This window comes from Bacteriovorax stolpii, from assembly GCF_002872415.1.
In the GTDB taxonomy this organism is placed as follows: Bacteria; Bdellovibrionota; Bacteriovoracia; order Bacteriovoracales; family Bacteriovoracaceae; genus Bacteriovorax; species Bacteriovorax stolpii.
Map to the genome: position 1 here is coordinate 1,231,034 of NZ_CP025704.1, position 16,499 is coordinate 1,247,532.

20 protein-coding genes are annotated in these 16,499 nt (G+C 38.7%); 12 read left to right on the forward strand and 8 right to left on the reverse strand.

What is annotated here, in order from left to right; all coding sequences use genetic code 11:
- Positions 1-125 precede the first annotated feature (125 nt).
- Positions 126-392, reverse strand: a complete 267-nt coding sequence (locus tag C0V70_RS06165; protein WP_102242994.1) for an RNA-binding regulator — start codon at positions 390-392, stop codon at positions 126-128.
- 446 nt (positions 393-838) lie between these two features.
- On the opposite strand from C0V70_RS06165, the gene C0V70_RS06170 reads away from it, so the two are divergent.
- Both C0V70_RS06170 and C0V70_RS06175 read left to right on the forward strand, forming a co-directional pair.
- Entirely contained in the window at positions 839-1,330 is a 492-nt protein-coding gene (locus C0V70_RS06170; RefSeq protein ID WP_102242995.1) for a hypothetical protein, read from the forward strand.
- A 64-nt stretch (positions 1,331-1,394) separates the two neighbouring features.
- Positions 1,395-1,592, forward strand: coding sequence for a DUF5522 domain-containing protein (locus C0V70_RS06175; RefSeq protein ID WP_102242996.1), 198 nt, complete (start codon positions 1,395-1,397; stop codon positions 1,590-1,592).
- A 30-nt stretch (positions 1,593-1,622) separates the two neighbouring features.
- Here the strand turns inward: C0V70_RS06175 and C0V70_RS06180 are convergent, their stop codons facing one another.
- On the reverse strand, positions 1,623-2,381 hold the full coding sequence (locus C0V70_RS06180) for a substrate-binding periplasmic protein (RefSeq protein ID WP_102242997.1): 759 nt from the start codon (positions 2,379-2,381) through the stop codon (positions 1,623-1,625).
- 153 nt (positions 2,382-2,534) lie between these two features.
- Here C0V70_RS06180 and C0V70_RS06185 point away from each other — a divergent pair, with 153 nt between their 5' ends.
- The gene (locus C0V70_RS06185; RefSeq protein WP_102242998.1) at positions 2,535-2,891 is read left to right on the forward strand and encodes a zinc ribbon domain-containing protein YjdM; all 357 of its coding nucleotides are present in this window, start codon (positions 2,535-2,537) and stop codon (positions 2,889-2,891) included.
- A 25-nt stretch (positions 2,892-2,916) separates the two neighbouring features.
- Here the strand turns inward: C0V70_RS06185 and C0V70_RS06190 are convergent, their stop codons facing one another.
- The 6 genes from C0V70_RS06190 to C0V70_RS06215 all read right to left on the reverse strand — a co-directional run bounded on the left by C0V70_RS06190 (position 2,917) and on the right by C0V70_RS06215 (position 8,740).
- Positions 2,917-3,630: a methyltransferase domain-containing protein gene (locus tag C0V70_RS06190; protein ID WP_133566751.1), complete on the reverse strand. Its 714-nt coding sequence runs from the start codon at positions 3,628-3,630 to the stop codon at positions 2,917-2,919.
- Entirely contained in the window at positions 3,630-3,911 is a 282-nt protein-coding gene (locus tag C0V70_RS06195) for an RNA recognition motif domain-containing protein (protein ID WP_102243000.1), read from the reverse strand. The genes C0V70_RS06190 and C0V70_RS06195 overlap by 1 nt, the downstream gene beginning before the upstream one ends.
- Positions 3,912-4,109: 198 nt before the next feature.
- Complete coding sequence (locus C0V70_RS06200; protein ID WP_102243001.1) at positions 4,110-5,015, reverse strand: hypothetical protein; 906 nt, start codon at positions 5,013-5,015, stop codon at positions 4,110-4,112.
- On the reverse strand, positions 5,012-5,782 hold the full coding sequence (locus tag C0V70_RS06205; RefSeq protein WP_102243002.1) for a DUF4423 domain-containing protein: 771 nt from the start codon (positions 5,780-5,782) through the stop codon (positions 5,012-5,014). Before C0V70_RS06205 ends, C0V70_RS06200 begins: the two co-directional genes overlap by 4 nt.
- Positions 5,783-5,883: 101 nt before the next feature.
- A complete protein-coding gene (locus tag C0V70_RS06210; RefSeq protein WP_102243003.1) occupies positions 5,884-8,073 on the reverse strand; it encodes an OsmC domain/YcaO domain-containing protein in 2,190 nt (729 codons plus the stop codon).
- Between the two features lie 148 nt (positions 8,074-8,221).
- Positions 8,222-8,740 carry a lipocalin family protein gene (locus C0V70_RS06215; RefSeq protein ID WP_158649587.1) on the reverse strand — a complete coding sequence of 173 codons (519 nt, stop codon included), beginning with the start codon at positions 8,738-8,740 and terminating at the stop codon, positions 8,222-8,224.
- A 141-nt stretch (positions 8,741-8,881) separates the two neighbouring features.
- Here C0V70_RS06215 and C0V70_RS06220 point away from each other — a divergent pair, with 141 nt between their 5' ends.
- From C0V70_RS06220 to C0V70_RS06260, 9 genes are all read left to right on the forward strand, one after another.
- Positions 8,882-10,168 carry an NAD(P)/FAD-dependent oxidoreductase gene (locus C0V70_RS06220; protein WP_158649588.1) on the forward strand — a complete coding sequence of 429 codons (1,287 nt, stop codon included), beginning with the start codon at positions 8,882-8,884 and terminating at the stop codon, positions 10,166-10,168.
- Complete coding sequence (locus C0V70_RS06225) at positions 10,165-10,896, forward strand: DUF1365 domain-containing protein (protein ID WP_102243006.1); 732 nt, start codon at positions 10,165-10,167, stop codon at positions 10,894-10,896. Before C0V70_RS06220 ends, C0V70_RS06225 begins: the two co-directional genes overlap by 4 nt.
- The gene (locus C0V70_RS06230; protein WP_102243007.1) at positions 10,889-12,091 is read left to right on the forward strand and encodes an SAM-dependent methyltransferase; all 1,203 of its coding nucleotides are present in this window, start codon (positions 10,889-10,891) and stop codon (positions 12,089-12,091) included. The genes C0V70_RS06225 and C0V70_RS06230 overlap by 8 nt, the downstream gene beginning before the upstream one ends.
- Positions 12,092-12,105: 14 nt before the next feature.
- Positions 12,106-12,603: a chalcone isomerase family protein gene (locus C0V70_RS06235; protein WP_158649589.1), complete on the forward strand. Its 498-nt coding sequence runs from the start codon at positions 12,106-12,108 to the stop codon at positions 12,601-12,603.
- Complete coding sequence (locus C0V70_RS06240) at positions 12,600-13,127, forward strand: DUF3833 domain-containing protein (RefSeq protein WP_102243009.1); 528 nt, start codon at positions 12,600-12,602, stop codon at positions 13,125-13,127. Before C0V70_RS06235 ends, C0V70_RS06240 begins: the two co-directional genes overlap by 4 nt.
- A complete protein-coding gene (locus C0V70_RS06245) occupies positions 13,124-13,537 on the forward strand; it encodes a nuclear transport factor 2 family protein (RefSeq protein WP_102243010.1) in 414 nt (137 codons plus the stop codon). The genes C0V70_RS06240 and C0V70_RS06245 overlap by 4 nt, the downstream gene beginning before the upstream one ends.
- Entirely contained in the window at positions 13,534-14,931 is a 1,398-nt protein-coding gene (locus C0V70_RS06250) for an SDR family NAD(P)-dependent oxidoreductase (protein WP_102243011.1), read from the forward strand. Before C0V70_RS06245 ends, C0V70_RS06250 begins: the two co-directional genes overlap by 4 nt.
- Before the next feature lie 42 nt (positions 14,932-14,973).
- Positions 14,974-15,801, forward strand: a complete 828-nt coding sequence (locus C0V70_RS06255; protein ID WP_102243012.1) for a penicillin-insensitive murein endopeptidase — start codon at positions 14,974-14,976, stop codon at positions 15,799-15,801.
- Between the two features lie 86 nt (positions 15,802-15,887).
- Positions 15,888-16,487, forward strand: coding sequence for a class I SAM-dependent methyltransferase (locus C0V70_RS06260; RefSeq protein ID WP_158649590.1), 600 nt, complete (start codon positions 15,888-15,890; stop codon positions 16,485-16,487).
- The last annotated feature ends 12 nt before the right edge of the window (positions 16,488-16,499 follow it).

Genomic DNA, 16,499 nt, shown 5'->3' on the forward strand with positions numbered 1-16,499 from the left:
CTTGTCTTTGGATTTTTCCTTACCTTTGTCCTGTCCTTTGGCCATAACGATCTCCTGGTGGATATTTAGAGTGAAGAAATAGTGGCAGCCTCACCAGCTGCAACTTTAAAGTTAACTTGAGCTAATTAATAACGGCTTTTTGGTGCCATTGGCTTGGCCTCTGAAACGTTCATTGCGCGTCCACCAAACTCAGTTCCGTTTAGTGCATTGATCGCACGGTCTGCTTCGATTGCTGATGACATTTCAACAAAGGCAAAACCCTTTGAACGATTTGTATCGCGATCGATAATAACTTTTGATGATTGAACAGTTCCAAACTCTGCAAATTTTTCAGAAAGTGCAGAATCATCAATTGAGTAACCTAGGTTACCGACATAAATTTTTTGTGACATAAATACTCCAAATAAGCTTTCATCACTACAATGAGTGATAAAAAATGTTAATTTTGATTTTGAGTTTATGATCAGAGGTGAGTTCTAATTATAAAACAAATTCTTTAAGAAAATCTGTTTTAATAATTTCAAACGAATGACAAGACTAGATCAGATGTATTCACTCTACGCTTTGTTGAGATTAAAAGCAAGTTTATAAAGAGTAGGCAGGAATTACGGGGAGTTGACTGGTCTGGAACTGTATCCAGGACAAAAAGTACTCTCATTTTTAGATGAGGCCTTAAGACGTTCTGGAGTGATGTTAAATTGATGGACACTACCATCTTCTCAATCTTGCCTCATAATATTGTATCTTCCGAGCGTTCAGGTCATGAGCAAGTGTCTAAAATGTGTACCTAGAGAATGAAATTCTTGAGTTTCATTTATATAAAGATAAAATAATTTAAATGAGTAAATCATTAAGAGCCTTTTATAACATTCCACACGATAAGAGCGAATTGCTGGAGTTCGAAAGACTTGGCTTTCTCTTTGTCACTGTCGTTTTCTTTTTTACGAGTGCGCTTGTCTTTTTTGTTATTTTTCACAAATTCAACCTAGACTTATTTTATAAAAATATGAATTTGGGGATAGTTATGGTGTTTAATGGTGTTGCTTATTTGGCCTTTTCAAGAACGGCCCACTATTTTTCTAAAGAAGTCCTGAAAATTAAATCAATTATAGGGTTAGAAAAGATTAAAAGAAAATTCTGGAGCCATTATTTATTTATGATAGGAATTCCGTATTTAAGTTTAGCATTGTGGTTATACCTAGAGCATGATTTTTCATCTGCTGTGATAATGTTTTCAATTTTTATAGGCTCATTAATGTTAGCCTATATTGTTGATTGGAGAAAGTTTCAGAATTTAAAAGATAAGTATTCTACTTTCTTTGCGGAGTAAGAAGCCATCGAAATGCTTTTTTCTATTGTTCCTCATTCCGTCCTAGAGTATTAGATACCAAGTAATGAAAATTAAATTAGACCCAAAAACATATAAAGAGCTATGCGCTCAATTGAACAAAGAAGCTTCTCTCGCCAAAGAAGATAGCTATATCGACCCTAAAAACGGTCAGCTCATATCGACTTCATACTACCTTCAACATTTAAGAAAATGTTGCAAAGGTGGGTGCCGTCATTGTCCTTTTGGATTTAAAAAAAGATAGTTTCGGAAGTGTTGTCTATCTTTAATAAAATCAAGGAACTTTGGGTGAACCGATGTATTTCTGCTTTAAAGATGAATATTTCTTCGAGGCCATCACTTTATTGAGCGCCTTCTGCCATCGGACAATTTCCTCATCGGGGACATCTTTAGAGGTGACAATATAAAGTGAAGAGCTGATTAACTTCAAATTTGTTCGCGTTAGTGAATCCAAAGGCTGATTCATTTTCTTCAGCCAGAAACTCACTCCTAGCGGTGTTTCCCCAATTCCAAGCTCACAGCGCCCCAGAATGACTCTTAAATAAATGCTCTCAGGGCTCACGCCAGCATCAATATTGGTAAATCCATTGGCCTTCAGTAAAGTAGAGACCAACCCAGATTCACGGGCACAGACCGACTTAACTTTTTTGGCGTCTTCAAGCGAATTGATTTTTAAAGTGCTTCCTTTCTTTTTATAAAAATAGATGGCCTGTTCACCAAAAGGACCAATCCATTTGTAGAGAGGTTTTCTTTCCGGCGTCATGACCATGGAGAAAAAGAGAACGCGCTTGGATTTTTCAAGAACTTTTATAGCTCGAGGCCCGGGGAGGACTGTGATCTTGTCTGTGATATTTAAGTCCTTCATTATCAATTGAACAAGTTCGGTTGAAAATCCTGTGAGGGTGTTATTTTCAGTGAAGTTATAGGGCGGCCATTCTTCTGTAATAATTGTGAGGGGGGCCGATGGCGATGCCATTGAAGCAGGAGTGCTTGATAGAATAAAGAGTAAAGCAAAAGACAAAATAGAACTCATGATAACCCTCTAGGCTTTATGATAGTGCAAAGGGGGGCCTATTTAAATAAATTACATGATAATTAATAGCTTTTAGACAGAGGAATGGACAATTTGGTCTGTCATGATGCAAAATCTCCTTATAAAGATATTCAATTCATAAAAGGACCGACCATGTCAGATGACGCTCAAACTTGCCCTAAATGCAACTCGCCATACGGATACCCAGATGGGAACCTGTGGATCTGCCCAGAATGTGCACACGAGTGGACTCTAGCGGCCGAAGAAAAAACTGAAGAAGTTGTTGCGGGCCCTAAATTTTTAGATGCCAATGGTGTCCAGTTACAAAATGGCGACACTGTTAGAACTGTCAAAGACCTGAAAGTGGGCGGCGATACGCTAAAGTCTGGAACGAAAGTAAAAAGCATCCGCTTATTGGATGATCCAATTGATGGGCACGATATTTCATGCAAAGTTGATGGATACGGATCGATTTATTTAAAATGTTCTGTTGTTAGAAAAGATTCATAATAAGGGGCGAGCAATCGCCTCTTTTTTATTCATTAAGCTGATGGGTATAGATTAAAAATGATTTTTCCCTTACAGTATTTTCTTTTTTAAATTCTTTATAAAATTTAGTCATCAAACTCTGGATTTCATCTCCGCGGGCAATGATGATCAGCTCGTTTGTCTGCATTCTTTCAATAAGCTTGTTAAGAATTTTTTTTAAGTCACTCACTCTGCCAAAATCATAAATAAAATAGATACATGATTCAGGGAGATTAAAATCTTCCAAGAGGATGTCATCTTCGATTAATCTGTAATTTTTAAGTTTTAATGTTTCATAAACTCTTTGGGCCTCTTTGATTCTTTTGGAGACAAGTTCGTACCCGATAAATGAGACGTCTGGAAAATAGAACGCAGACACAATTCCGACTCTTCCGTATGCGCAGCCAAGATCAGTCACTGTTTTAATCTTTTTGTGTTCGATCTTCTCAAAAAGAGAAGCGACTTCACCATAAGGAGTCAGTAGGTGATGGGGGTCTAGGCCAATCCAGCTTTCACGATTGATTTTATAAGGGCGTTTCGACGCATCAGAGTTCTCTAGAGCATAATGCTGAAAATGTTTTTTGAGCTTACTTTCAATTTTAAGCGTATTGAATCCCAGGAGCCTGTCGAGCTCCTGAGAATGTTTTCTTGAATCCATATTGGATGGCAAAAGAAAATTGTCGCGAGTGAGCGTCGCCTTAACGCTCGTCGCTTTGGTCACTACCACTTTTTAGAAAATGATGCTGTTCTAGGTGCTAATTCTTTTGCAACAGACACAACAATACTTCTTCCATCAAGTTCACTTCCATTGAGGTGAGAGATCGCTCTTTGAGCTTCAGATTCAGTTTCCATATTAATGAAAGCGAAACCTCTGCTTCTGTTAGTCATATTGTCGATGATAACTTTCACTTCCTGGACATTGCCAAAATCAGAAAATGCGTTAATCAGGTTATCTGATGTAGTTGAAAAATTGAGGTTACCCACGAATAATTTTTTTGTCATAAAGACTCCAATTTAATGGCCGCAATAGTACGGCGTTTTGAATTAATTAAAGTTGGATTTTAGAAGAACAAGGCGGGGTCTAATAATAACGAACGATATTTAACAAGCAAACCATAGCCTGCTTTTGGATAATAAGACAGGTTTTTTAATTATATCTTTGTTTTTGTGTATAGAATCAGTGCTTTGTATTCATTTTAATTATCTTTTCGCCCTGATTTTTTCCAGCATTTTCATGATTTTTTCAGAAAGAGAATAGTCTCTGTCATTCTCTTGAATGACTGCAAGGAATTCATGAAGAACCAGTTGCTCTTTTTTTCTTTCTGCCTGGTTTGTTAGACTCACATTATACTGGGCCCATCTCAGAGTATTGATGATAATAGTGCAGGCAAATTCAGTTTTATCTACAGCTAGGCATGTGTTGACTGCATCTTTTTCGATACCATTAAGATGCACACTTTTGTGGGCCATGTATTCTGTTTTGGAAACAGCAGGCAGTATCTTATTGTAGATTTTTTTAATTAAAGGATTCTCAATAGTCTTTAAATCTTCAAGAAGAGTATGAGTTGTTTTGATGAAGTCTTTTACCGTTTCTTCCTGAATGGAATCTTCAAAAGTCTCTTTAGAAATTGTTTTCTCTTCGTCTCTGTTAAACTTTTTTAATTCCTTGAGAAGTTTACGTTTTGAGTTGTCCGATATGTTAAGAATTTTTGAGAACTCGTCTACAATGACTTCTTCTTTGTTCCAAATGTTTATTTGGGCGCTGTCTTTTTCTAGTGATAAGTAGTTATAGCGATTGATTGCAATGTTACAAACCATGCGTCCATCATGCTCTTGCCAATAGCATGTGCTAAGGGCCGGCACCTCTTTGCCATGTTCATCATAGACACGGTCCATCGTTACAACAAGGATGCTGTTGCGAAGATTGGCCATGTTTTCCAGATTGGTCTTAATCTCTTTATCTTGAATAGAGGCTTTTGTTTTAATGATGTCATTTGTTCTGCCGATAAAATCGGCCACAATTGAATCACCACCGTGGCTTTCTCTCCATGCGTGAGCTGGAGAAGACAAAAGAGTTAAACAGAATAGAAGAGTAATAAATTTCATTTTTGAGTCCATGGAAAGAATGAAATTGAGAGTTCGTAAACACTGTCTGCATCTTGGTTGTTTTTTTCGATATAAGTTGCCAGTGAACGACGGAATTTTTTGATTCGCTCTTTAATTTCTGGCATCAGGTTTTGATCAACAGGAATAGTCATCGCACTTTGGTCACGTTGTTCAATCGGAATAAAATCCATGGCCTCAATGGCTTTTTTTAACACCTGCTTTTGGCGTTGTTTAAAAGCCGCATTGGTTAGCCCTTGCTCCATAAGAATACTGGTCTTATGAGTAGGGATGAGTACCCCATTTGCATTCTTTTCTAATTCTCCGATATCCATCAAACGCTTAAGCGCCATTTGGGCCTCAGCTTTACTGATATTGATTCTCTTGGCGATCCACTCAGGATTGGCCTGAAAACCAGGGAGGGTGACTAATTCAAGGATAACGAAATGATACCAGTCCTGAATAAACTTGAATTCATCCAGGTTAATTTCACGAACAACTTCATTCGGGTCTTTTAATCCACGTGACACTTTTTCGTCGTGGATTTCTCGGCTGAAGGCCTTATATTCAGCCTGGCCAATATTTAACGGCTCACAAAAACGATTGAGCGCCTTTTCAGTTAAAGGAATTTTTCCTCTCAAAATACGAGAGAGTAGTGAGGCTTGAATATTGAGGTGTTGAGCAAAAGCACGCAACGAGTAACGCGGATTTATTTTTTTGCGTCTCTCAAATTCATTAGCAATATATTGCTGAAATTTAGAGTTTTTCATGAATGATAAACGTACAACATTAGGCCGTATTTATGAAGTATCCGGAACAAAATTACACAATATGTGTGACAATGTCCCAGATTGTTCGGAGTAGTGTTCTCTTATTTAGAAGCGTATTGTCTTTTGGCCTTTTGAAGTTTTTTGTAACTCTCTATAAGCCTTAAATGTTTATCTAGCCCTTCCAGTTCAGAATTTGTTTTTGGTAGTCCAAAGAATCTTACTTCTCCTGTGACAGTTCCAATGGCATTTTTCATCACTTCCGCTCCAAACATTCTCGTCATATTCGGAACATAGTCGGTGATTTCAAATTCTTCATCTAGTTCAATGTCTAAGAGAGCGTTGAGCGCCTGATAGAAACTTCTTCTTGCTGCAGAGTTGTCGTTGAAACTCATAAACATTTCAACATACTCTTTGGCCTCTTCAAAACGCTTAAGCGCCAGAAGTGAAAGGCATTTCAATTCGCCGATATCCAGCTGTCCCCAGGTTGTGTTTTCATCAAAGGCAATTCCGATCAATTCAGAAATTTTTGTGTAGTTATCAAGTTCACTTTCTTCAAGTTTTTTTACAAGTTTGCTCAGGGCCTTATCATCCAGAGAGTGGAGGTTGAGGATGTCTGATCTAAAGTTCAAGGCCTTATTGTGGTTATCCCAAATCAAGTCTTCCGGAAGATAAATTTCAGAGTAGTCAGGAACTAAGATACGACAAGCTTTTACACCAAGCTCTTCAAAGTCAGCGATGTAAACTTCTTTTTCCAGTTGGTTTAAAATATCCATCAGGTAATTGTATTCTTCTTCTGTTGAACCAGAGAAATCCCAGTGAGCAAACTCATAATCAAATTTTTCGCTGAAGAACTTCCATGAAATAACACCAGTTGAATCAATGAAATGATCAATGATGTTGTTGTGTTCAGTCACTGCACTTTGGTTAAAAGTAGGAGCGGCAAGAACGTTGAAGCCTTCAAAGCTTCTTCCTTGAAGAAGTTCAGTTAAGCTTCTCTCGAGCGCGACTTCAAATTTCGGGTGAGCCCCAAACGAAGCGAAAACTCCGCCATTCTTTGGATTCATTAACGTCACACACATGACCGGGAATTTCCCGCCAAGTGAGGCGTCTTTTACAACAATTGGGAAACCTTCTGCTTCAAGCTTCTTGATGCCTTCAACGATTTTTGGGTATTTCGCAAGAACATCGGCCGGTACATCAGGAAGTGTGATTTCTTCCAGAATGATTTGGTTTTTAACAGCTCTTTCAAAAATTTCTGAAAGGCACTGAACGCGAGCTTCGTACTTTGTATTTCCGGCGCTCATTCCGTTACTGACGAAAAGGTTTCCAATCAGGTTGGCAGGAATATAAACAATTTCTTTGTCTGATTGTCTTTCATATGGAATTGCGCAAATTCCACGTTTAGTATTGCCAGAGTTTGTATCGATTAAGTGAGAAGCCTTAAGTTCGCCTTCCGGGTTATAGATGCTTAAAAGGTAATCATCCATCAGGCCTTTTGGAAGAGCATCTTTTGCTCCTGGCTTAAACCATTTTTCAGAAGGGTAGTGAACGAAATCACCTTGAGCGATTTCCTCACCAAGGTAGTAGTCGTTGTAAAGGTAATTATTGCTAATACGCTCAAGGTATTCTCCAAGAGCAGAGGCCAGGGCCGCATCTTTTGAAGCACCCTTACCGTTTGTGAAACACATTGGAGAATCAGCGTCGCGCACATGAACTGACCAAACATGGGGAACGGGATTTCTCCACGAAGCAATTTCAATTTTTATACCAAGAGCAGCGATAATCGACGACATGCTCTGGATAGTCTCTTCAAGCGAGCAGTCTTTTCCAAGGATCATCGTTTTAGCATCTGAAGCTGTATTGTGATTGTACATCAGACCAGCATCATCTCTCCCAAGAACGTTATGGGTTTTGATAATGAACTCTGGAGTTTGTTGGATAACTTTTTTTACCGTACAACGATCGATGGATTTTAAAATCCCTTCGCGGTCGTGCTCTGAAATGGACTCTGGAAGTTCAACATCAATCGTCCATGTTTGCTTATATCTGTTTTCCGGATCAACAATATTGTTTTGAGTGATGCGGATGTCATCTGTTGGAATACTACGAGCGGCACAATACACCTTCACGAAGTAAGCGGCACACATTGCACTTGAAGCTAAGAAGTAATCGAATGGACTTGGTGCTGTCCCGTCGCCTTTATAACGAATAGGCTGGTCAGCAACCAGGCTATAGTCGTCGAACTTTGCTTCTACTTTGAGATTGTCTAAAAAACGTACGTTGATTTGCATAGCCTCAGTCAATATCACTTCGAATGCATTGTGAATATTGAATATCCCTAGGAAAGGTAAGAATTACATTGGTATACGAGAGGGGCGTGGAAAGGATAACTTGCTGATATAACAAGGCCCGGCGAAAGACTGCCGGGCCCCTACTTATTTAGAAGTGAGAGTCGACGACTTTCGACGTGTCGAACTTCAGTTTTTTAGCATAATCTAAGTATTCTTTCTTTACTGCTTCATCGACATAAGGAGTGCGAGAAAGAATCCAAAGTGACTTACGATCCTTAGATCCTACAAGAACTGTTGAGTATGATTCATCAATTTTAATGATATTGTAATCACCTTTAACTTTGAAGAGTTTAGTCCAGAAATTATCAAACGTAACAATGAGTTCTGAATTTGTAGTAGGGTTAATTACAACGGCCTGTCCCTTAATTGTTTTTGTTGCCCCGTTCTTCTTAATACAAGTGTTGAGAACAGAAATAGTTTTCTCATCTTTAATGGCGTAATCAGCAGTTTGGGCCACACAATTTTTTGTGAATACTTGTGGTAGTGCAGTCACAGCGTACCATTTCCCAACGTACTCTTTTACGTCAACATATGAAGCTGTCGGTAGAGCGTCGTGCGCCCACGTAGAAAACGAAAATAACATTAAAATAGCAATTAAAGATTTCATAAAGCCTCCATAAAGAAATAGTTTCAACGAGACTAAATTAACCATTTGGCATGGACTTGTTAAGTGCCTTTTCGGTCGGTCGAACAATTGTCTACCCCTGTTCTAATTGCTTAGAACATGGTGATGGCATATCCTCATTATATGAAAAAAGTTGCAATTATAGGTTCGGGAATTTCAGGTGTTTCGGCGGCATACTACCTCAATAAGTTAGGGTATGAAGTCTCGCTTTTTGAGGCGGGGTCTTACTTTGGCGGCCACACTAATACAAGAGATGTTAACATTGATGGGACCCTTCATCACATTGATACAGGTTTTTTAGTCCACAATAATCGCACCTATCCTAACCTAATAAATTTTTTTGATGAATTAGAAATCGAGACACATCCGAGTGAAATGAGTTTTAGTGTCATGCGCTTAAGTGACAATCTTATCTGGGCCGGCTCTAACTTGATGACTGTTTTTGCCCAGACTAAAAATATTTTTCGCCCGCGCTTTTATTCTTTTCTTAAAGAAGTTCTGCGCTTTAATAAAAATGCGCAGGCCTATTTAGAGGAATCAAAACAAAGAGGACGCTTGAGCCTTGGAGAGCTATTGGTTGAAAAGGGTTATTCACAGGATTTTCAAGACTGGTATCTGCTTCCAATGGGAGGATGTATCTGGTCATCACCAACGACTAAAATGTTGGATTTTCCGGCCTACACATTTTTAACTTTCTGTCAGAATCATGGACTGCTACAGATCTTTGATCGACCTCAGTGGAAGACAGTCGTCAATGGATGCCAGACCTATGTGCAAAAGGCCCTCTCTGGTATTGAAAGAAAGTTTTTAAATGAGGCAGTCTTATCCGTTCACAAAGAAGGCAGCAAGTTAATCGTTAAAACTGCCAAACGAGAAGAGGCATTTGACTACTGTTTCTTTTGCACCCATCCTCCGCAGACATTGGAGATCTTGAAAGACTCAGAAAAAGATTTAGTGGCATGCTTGCAGAAATTTCTCTATCAGCCTAATACAGCCGTTTTACATATGGACGAGAACATTCTTCCTAAAAAGAAATCCGTGTGGTCTGCATGGAATTATTTATCTGCTAAACAAGAAGATTCTTCGGAAGCAGTGTCAGTTAGTTATCTGATAAACAAACTACAGGAGCTGGTCACTAAGAAAGCTGTCATTGTGACTTTGAATCCATCTGTCCCTATAAAAAAAGAGAAGACAGTTGAAGTTATCCAATATGAACACCCGTTATTTTCTGCCGACGCTGTTGAGGGGCAGGAGCAAATGAAAAAACTGCAAGGAAGAAACAATTTGTATTTTTCAGGTGCTTGGATGCGCTATGGATTTCATGAAGACGGTATTCTAAGCACCAAAGAAGCGATCAATGCTTTTTTGAGATATGAGAATAAAAAAAGCGAACAATTAGAAATTCTATGAAAGCATTATACCGGGCAAAAATTTATCATAAAAGATTTTTACCGAGGGTAAATGAGTTTCTCTATACAGGTTTTTATCTGAAGTTTTCTTTGGATGAGATGGAGTCTCTTAAATCCAGACTTTTTGGGGTAAATAGGTTTAATCTTTTTTCTTTTTACGAAAAGGACCATGGTCATCGCGACGGCTCATCACTTTCCCAATGGGCCAAAGAGATTTTAGACAAGTCGGGTATTAAGAACTTTCAAGGAAAGATTGTTCTTCAAACTTTTCCCCGCGTCATGGGGTACGTGTTTAATCCTGTCAGCTTTTGGTTTTGCTATGAGCAAGAAAAGTTGCTTGCAGTCATTTGCGAAGTAAACAACACATTTGGTGAGTCCCATAACTATGTATTAAAAAATAATCCGGCCGAAGAGATCAATTATTTAAGTAAATATTTTCATGTTTCACCTTTCTATGACGTGAAAGGACGATATGAATTTGATTTGAGATCTAGGGATAGAGTCCAGATCAATTACTTTTTTGATGATAAGCTCCAGCTTATGACTTCCATTTCAGGTGAGGAAGTCACTCTTAATGATCAAAACCTTTTAAAATTGTTTGTTCGGTATCCTTTTTACACCATGGCCGTTGTGGTGCTTATTCATGTCCAAGCATTGTTTCTTTATCTGAAAAAAATAAAATTTTATACTAAGCCAGTTAAAGGTAAAGATGAGGTGACCTATGAGTAATATGGAAAGTGCAATTTTAAGAAAGGAAACTCCCGCTTCAAGTTGGGTTGTGCTCTTTTTAGAAATGATGTCGAAGATTGAATATGGATCGGTGACAATCTTAACTCCAGCTGGTGAATATTTAAACTACCTGGGAAAACATAAAGGTGAACATGTTACGATCCACATTTTAAACTGGAAGTTTTGTGAGGAGCTTTTTTTAAAAGGTGATATCGGTCTAGGCGAAACGTACATCGCTGGTCTTTGGGAGTGTGATAATATTCACACCCTAATCAAGTTTGGGATTGAAAATAAGGCTTCACTGGAAAGAGTGATCAAAGGTTCAGTTATTAAAATTTTATTTTACCGATTAAAGCACCTGTTTAACCGCAATTCGAAAAAAGGAAGCCAGAAGAATATTCATGCTCACTATGACTTGGGTAATGATTTTTATAAATTGTGGCTGGATTCGAGCATGACTTATTCAAGTGCTCTTTTCAAACAAAAAAATATAAGTCTTTTAGAGGCCCAAAATAATAAGTATCAAAATATCCTTGATCAACTAAACTTAAAGGCCGGAGATCATATCCTGGAAGTTGGCTGTGGTTGGGGAGGCTTCATGAAGTATGCCGCCCAAAAAGGTGTTAGGGTTACAGGGATCACCATTTCAAAAGAGCAGCATGATTTTGCCAAAGACCGCTTACAAAAATATGCAGACTACGCAACTGTGAAGCTCATGGATTACCGTGATATCCAGGGGAAGTATGATCATATCGTCTCTATTGAGATGTTTGAAGCTATTGGTGAAGAGTATTGGAGTGGCTACTTCAGCAGGCTTCAGTCTGCCTTGAAAGATGGTGGGAAGCTGATCATCCAGACAATCACGATCAATGATCAGGATTATTCTTCATACCGTAAAGGCACTGATTTTATCCAACAGTATATTTTTCCAGGCGGAATGCTTCCGTCTCCAGAGATCTTTAGGAAAGTATCTGAACAAAAAGGTTTTAAGATTACCGGCAGTATCGAGTTTGGTCTGGATTATGCAGAAACTTTAAAACAGTGGGAAGAAAAGTTTTTGTCTTCTCTTGAAGATGTTAAGAAAAATGGTTTTGACGAGAAATTTATCCGCACCTGGAAATTTTATCTCAATTACTGCCGTGGCGGTTTTGAGGCCGGCAAAATTGGAGTTTATCAATTTTATCTGACTAAATAATTGAGGAGAGGGTTGTGAAAAAGATTGCCCTGTTTTTTTATTTTTTTGGAATCTTATTATTTTCTGTCAATGCCCAGGACGATCTCCCATTGCGTGGGAGAGGAGACTATAAGTGGCTTTTTCTTCATATTTATGAAGCGAGACTGTGGGCACATCCAGGGGATGATCTATTTGAGAAACCCCTTGCTTTAGAACTCAAATATAGCAGGTCTTTTAAAGGCAAAGATATCGTCACTCAAAGCGTGAAGGAGTTGAAAAATGCTGGTATTTCAGACGACCAACTAAAACAATGGGCACCGAAACTTCTGGAAATTTTTCCCGATGTTCAAGAAGGTGACACGATCAAAGCAAGTTTTAATCCTAAAGAAGGTATTGTTTTTTTCCTCAATAAGGATAAAGAATTGGGAAAATTGGCCGATCTAAACTTTTCAAAAAGATTTCTTGAAATATGGCTTGGTGAAAAAACCAGTGCACCTGATCTTAGAAATAAATTACTGGGGAAAAATATATGAAACTCTTATTGGGGGTAATGCTCTTGTTAACTTTTTCCTGCTCTAATCATTCATTACAGGATTATAAAGACGAAAGGCCAGAGTTGAACCTTCGCTCTTTTTTTGACGGTAAGCTTTATGCCCAAGGTATAGTTCAAGACCGTTCAGGTAAAGTGATTAAGAGATTTAATGTTGATATCGTTGCTTCATGGGAAGGCAATGTTTGCACATTAGATGAAAAGTTTGAATACTCTGATCAAAGTAAAAGCACCCGAGTCTGGCGTTTGACTGAGACTGCTCCCGGGAAATATGAAGGTGTGGCCGGAGATGTTATTGGAGTTGCTAACGGAGAAGTGGCAGGCAATACTTTCTATTTCAACTACACTCTTGATGTTCCGGTGGGAGATAAAACATTCCATATTCTTTTTAAGGACTGGATGTTCTTGTTGGATAAAAATACACTCCTGGCCAGATCCTATATGACGAAGTGGGGGTTTAATGTAGGGGAAGTCACATTGATCATGACCAAGAAGGAAGGAAGATGAGCGCATTAGAAGGACTTCTTAAATGGTATGGCAACTTAGATGAAACCACTCTGGGAAAGATAGATGATTACTATGATTCCCAGGCCTTTTTTAAAGACCCTTTTAATGAAGTCAAAGGCAGCGATAAAATCGCTCTAATCTTTAATGATATGTTTGAGAACATGCAAAACCCGCGCTTTGAATTTGCGGACATTATTGAAAGAGATAACCAGGCCTTTGTGACCTGGAACTTTATATTTTCTTTTAAAGGTAAAAAACAAGTCATTCATGGAAGCTCACATTTTAAATTTAATAATCAAAAGGTGGTTTATCACAGGGATTATTGGGATGTGGGGGAGGAGCTCTTGTTAAAAATTCCATTAATCGGAAAAATGTATGGAGCTTTCCGTAGGAAAGTCGGCTCAACATGATTGTTGGTAAAATCATTCTATTGCAGCTCTTCTGGTTTGCGGTGGTTTTATATTCAAAATCAGTTCCGTTAGCTGTCTTTATCTTAATAGCTCTTGCACTTTTTGCCGGTGATTACATTCTGTTTCGCCCGAAAGTAAGTGCCGGGCGTTTTTTATTTCTTTTAATGCTTTTTGTGATTTCAGGTCTGATTAATGATGTCCTTCTGCTTTCTTTGAACATTCCGGTTTTAGGTTCATACCATTATGAAAGTTTACCTCTGTGGATCATTTTCCCGCTTTACTATGAAGTGATCTTTAAAAAATTTCAAGACCTGCCTACATGGTTAGTCTCGGTTATCGGAGGAATTGGGGGTGCTATGTCTTATTGGTCTGCCGCAAAATTAGGAGCCATTGTTATTGCCCCGGAAAAAGAAAATGCCTATCTCTTGTTTCAGTTTATTTTCTGGGCAGCTTTTTTCCCTTTGAGTGTAAAAATGTACTTCAAAGAAGACTATTGGAATTCGTTCCTCGATAAAACAATTTTCTTTTCCTTTGATAAAACAGGATTCAATCGCCATCAAAAAAAATTCGACGAATCATTTTATCCGGTTAAAAATCCCAAAAAAATTTTGGTGACTGGTGGAACCGGCGGTATAGGTGAGCAAACCGGCATGACTTTGGCCGAATTAGGCCATCATGTTTTTGTCACTGGCCGCAACCAACAAAAAGGGGCCGAGCTAGAAAGAAAAAGTGAAAATCTTAAGTTTATTTCTTTGGATATGTCTGACTGGCAAGAGGTTTATGAATTCGCCAGAAAATCAGAAATTTTAGAAGGCATCGTCTTTAATGCGGGAGGAATGCCAGAGAAGATGACAACTAATGAAAACGGAGTTGAGCTTCAGTGTGCTTCTCAACTTCTAGGGCATTATTATCTTTTATATTGGTTAAAAAAATTCCATAAGCTCAAGGCAGGAGCGAGAGTGGTTTGGGTGAGTTCCGGAGGGATGTACCTAAAAGAGCTCAATATAGAGTCCTTGTTCCATAACCTGAACTACAACAAGGTCGACACATATGCCAACGTCAAGAGGGCACAGGTCACGTTGGTTGAGGAGCTGGCAAAGAGTCCTGAATGGGGTGATTTTTTTATTGTGAGCATGCACCCCGGATGGGTAGGAACCGATGGCCTCAAAGAAGCACTTCCTGGCTTTTATCGTTTTATGAAGAATAGGCTAAGAAATGCATATGAAGGGGCCGACACCATTATTTGGTGCTTATTGAGTGAAAAGTTACCTCAATCCGGAAAGTTTTATTTCGATAGAAAAGAGGTTTCTCCCTACATTTCAGAAAAGTATGTCCCGACAGCAGCTCAGCGCAAAGAGCTACTACAAAGAATTCAAGCATTGATGCCTCTCTAGACTTGTGCCAAAATAAACTCACACCATTTATTAGGATAGTCTATGCAAAAATCTATGATTCTTGGACTGGGTTTGTGTTTGCTCGCAAGTTGTTCTCACTTACCAGATTTTACCTCACGCCTTTCCACCAGGCTTCCGACAGAAGATAAGAGTGAGGCGATTGGGGAATACGCACTAGGTTGCTTAAAAGGCGCTCAAACATTTTCTGGAAAAGAAAAAGGACTTCTTATCTCTCAAGTAAAGAGAGGAAGATATTGGGGGCACCCCGATCTTATTAGTCTTTTGACAAAGGCTTCTGAGGAGTTTGCCAAAGAAAAGAAAATTCTCATGATTGGGGATCTCTCTCAATCCCGTGGCGGTCCTACTTTGACTGGCCACAATTCACATCAAACGGGACTGGATGTTGATGTTTGGTTTAAGGTTCTTTCGGCCGATACAATAATATCCTTCCGTGAGCTTGAAACTGAAGATATGAAGCCCATGAAAGAGCTGGGGGCCGATCAGATAAAGATGATTAAGTATTTTGCTCAAGACCAATCTGTGGAGCGCATATTTATCAATCCTGCTTTTAAAAAGCAACTATGTCAGGATCAAAAGCTTACAGCAGATGAGCACCACAAACTAAGGGCCTGGTGGGGTCATGATGATCACATTCATGTCCGTTTAAAATGTCCTCTTGATAGCCCGCTTTGTATTTCTCAGAAACCCATTCCCGCCGGAGATGGATGTGGTGAGGAGCTTAATTGGTGGTTTACCAAAGAGGCCAGTGAAGGGAGCAAGGATTATAATTGGGAAGCTTTAAAGTCTGCTTACCTGGAAAAAGTTAAAAAGCTTCCAAAAGAATGCTCTTTTTATAATGAGACCTTTTAGATTGATAACAAATGGGTATCAATTAAGAACTCAAGAAAGCAAGAATGAGCTTCATTTACTATGTTAGGATGAGGCAAGAGGTTTTTATGAATAAAGATTTTTGGAATGAGCGCTTTTTAGAAAAAGATGTCTATGGTGAAGACGTGAATGCTTTTTTAAAAGAGCAAATAAAGCTTTTAAGAGCTGGGGCCAACATTTTGTGTATTGCTGAAGGTCAGGGGCGCAATGCCCTTTATTTAAGTAAACAAGGCTTTCATGTAACGGCGGTAGACCAATCAGACATAGGAATCAATCAAATAAAAGAAAAGGCAAAAGTACAAAACCTTCTTATTGAAGCTTATGCTGCTGGTCTGACAGATTATGATTTTGGTGAGAATAAGTGGGATGCCATTGTTTCAATTTTTGGACATTTGCCTTCTGAACTAAGACGTAAAGTTCATCAAAAAATTACCAAAGGCCTTAAAAAGGGTGGACTCTTTATCATGGAAGCTTATTCACATGATCAGTTAAAGTATGAAACAGGTGGACCAAAAAGCCTGGATCTGCTTTTATCGACTGACATCCTTAAAGAAGAGCTGCCGGATTTAAAAGTCATTAAACTAGAGCAGCTTGAACGTGAAGTCATTGAAGGGAAGTATCATTCCGGATTAAGTTCCGTCGTTCAGTATATAGGGCTCCGCGATTAAGCGGAGCCTCTA

What these genes read in the sequence shown, in the direction of transcription:
- C0V70_RS06165 (WP_102242994.1), bottom strand. Translation starts at nt 392, where the DNA reads ATGTCACAAAAAATTTATGTCGGTAACCTAGGTTACTCAATTGATGAT.
- C0V70_RS06170 (WP_102242995.1), top strand. Translation starts at nt 839, where the DNA reads ATGAGTAAATCATTAAGAGCCTTTTATAACATTCCACACGATAAGAGC.
- C0V70_RS06175 (WP_102242996.1), top strand. Translation starts at nt 1,395, where the DNA reads ATGAAAATTAAATTAGACCCAAAAACATATAAAGAGCTATGCGCTCAA.
- C0V70_RS06180 (WP_102242997.1), bottom strand. Translation starts at nt 2,381, where the DNA reads ATGAGTTCTATTTTGTCTTTTGCTTTACTCTTTATTCTATCAAGCACT.
- C0V70_RS06185 (WP_102242998.1), top strand. Translation starts at nt 2,535, where the DNA reads ATGTCAGATGACGCTCAAACTTGCCCTAAATGCAACTCGCCATACGGA.
- C0V70_RS06195 (WP_102243000.1), bottom strand. Translation starts at nt 3,911, where the DNA reads ATGACAAAAAAATTATTCGTGGGTAACCTCAATTTTTCAACTACATCA.
- C0V70_RS06200 (WP_102243001.1), bottom strand. Translation starts at nt 5,015, where the DNA reads ATGAAATTTATTACTCTTCTATTCTGTTTAACTCTTTTGTCTTCTCCA.
- C0V70_RS06205 (WP_102243002.1), bottom strand. Translation starts at nt 5,782, where the DNA reads ATGAAAAACTCTAAATTTCAGCAATATATTGCTAATGAATTTGAGAGA.
- C0V70_RS06210 (WP_102243003.1), bottom strand. Translation starts at nt 8,073, where the DNA reads ATGCAAATCAACGTACGTTTTTTAGACAATCTCAAAGTAGAAGCAAAG.
- C0V70_RS06215 (WP_158649587.1), bottom strand. Translation starts at nt 8,740, where the DNA reads ATGAAATCTTTAATTGCTATTTTAATGTTATTTTCGTTTTCTACGTGG.
- C0V70_RS06220 (WP_158649588.1), top strand. Translation starts at nt 8,882, where the DNA reads ATGAAAAAAGTTGCAATTATAGGTTCGGGAATTTCAGGTGTTTCGGCG.
- C0V70_RS06225 (WP_102243006.1), top strand. Translation starts at nt 10,165, where the DNA reads ATGAAAGCATTATACCGGGCAAAAATTTATCATAAAAGATTTTTACCG.
- C0V70_RS06230 (WP_102243007.1), top strand. Translation starts at nt 10,889, where the DNA reads ATGAGTAATATGGAAAGTGCAATTTTAAGAAAGGAAACTCCCGCTTCA.
- C0V70_RS06240 (WP_102243009.1), top strand. Translation starts at nt 12,600, where the DNA reads ATGAAACTCTTATTGGGGGTAATGCTCTTGTTAACTTTTTCCTGCTCT.
- C0V70_RS06245 (WP_102243010.1), top strand. Translation starts at nt 13,124, where the DNA reads ATGAGCGCATTAGAAGGACTTCTTAAATGGTATGGCAACTTAGATGAA.
- C0V70_RS06250 (WP_102243011.1), top strand. Translation starts at nt 13,534, where the DNA reads ATGATTGTTGGTAAAATCATTCTATTGCAGCTCTTCTGGTTTGCGGTG.
- C0V70_RS06255 (WP_102243012.1), top strand. Translation starts at nt 14,974, where the DNA reads ATGCAAAAATCTATGATTCTTGGACTGGGTTTGTGTTTGCTCGCAAGT.
- C0V70_RS06260 (WP_158649590.1), top strand. Translation starts at nt 15,888, where the DNA reads ATGAATAAAGATTTTTGGAATGAGCGCTTTTTAGAAAAAGATGTCTAT.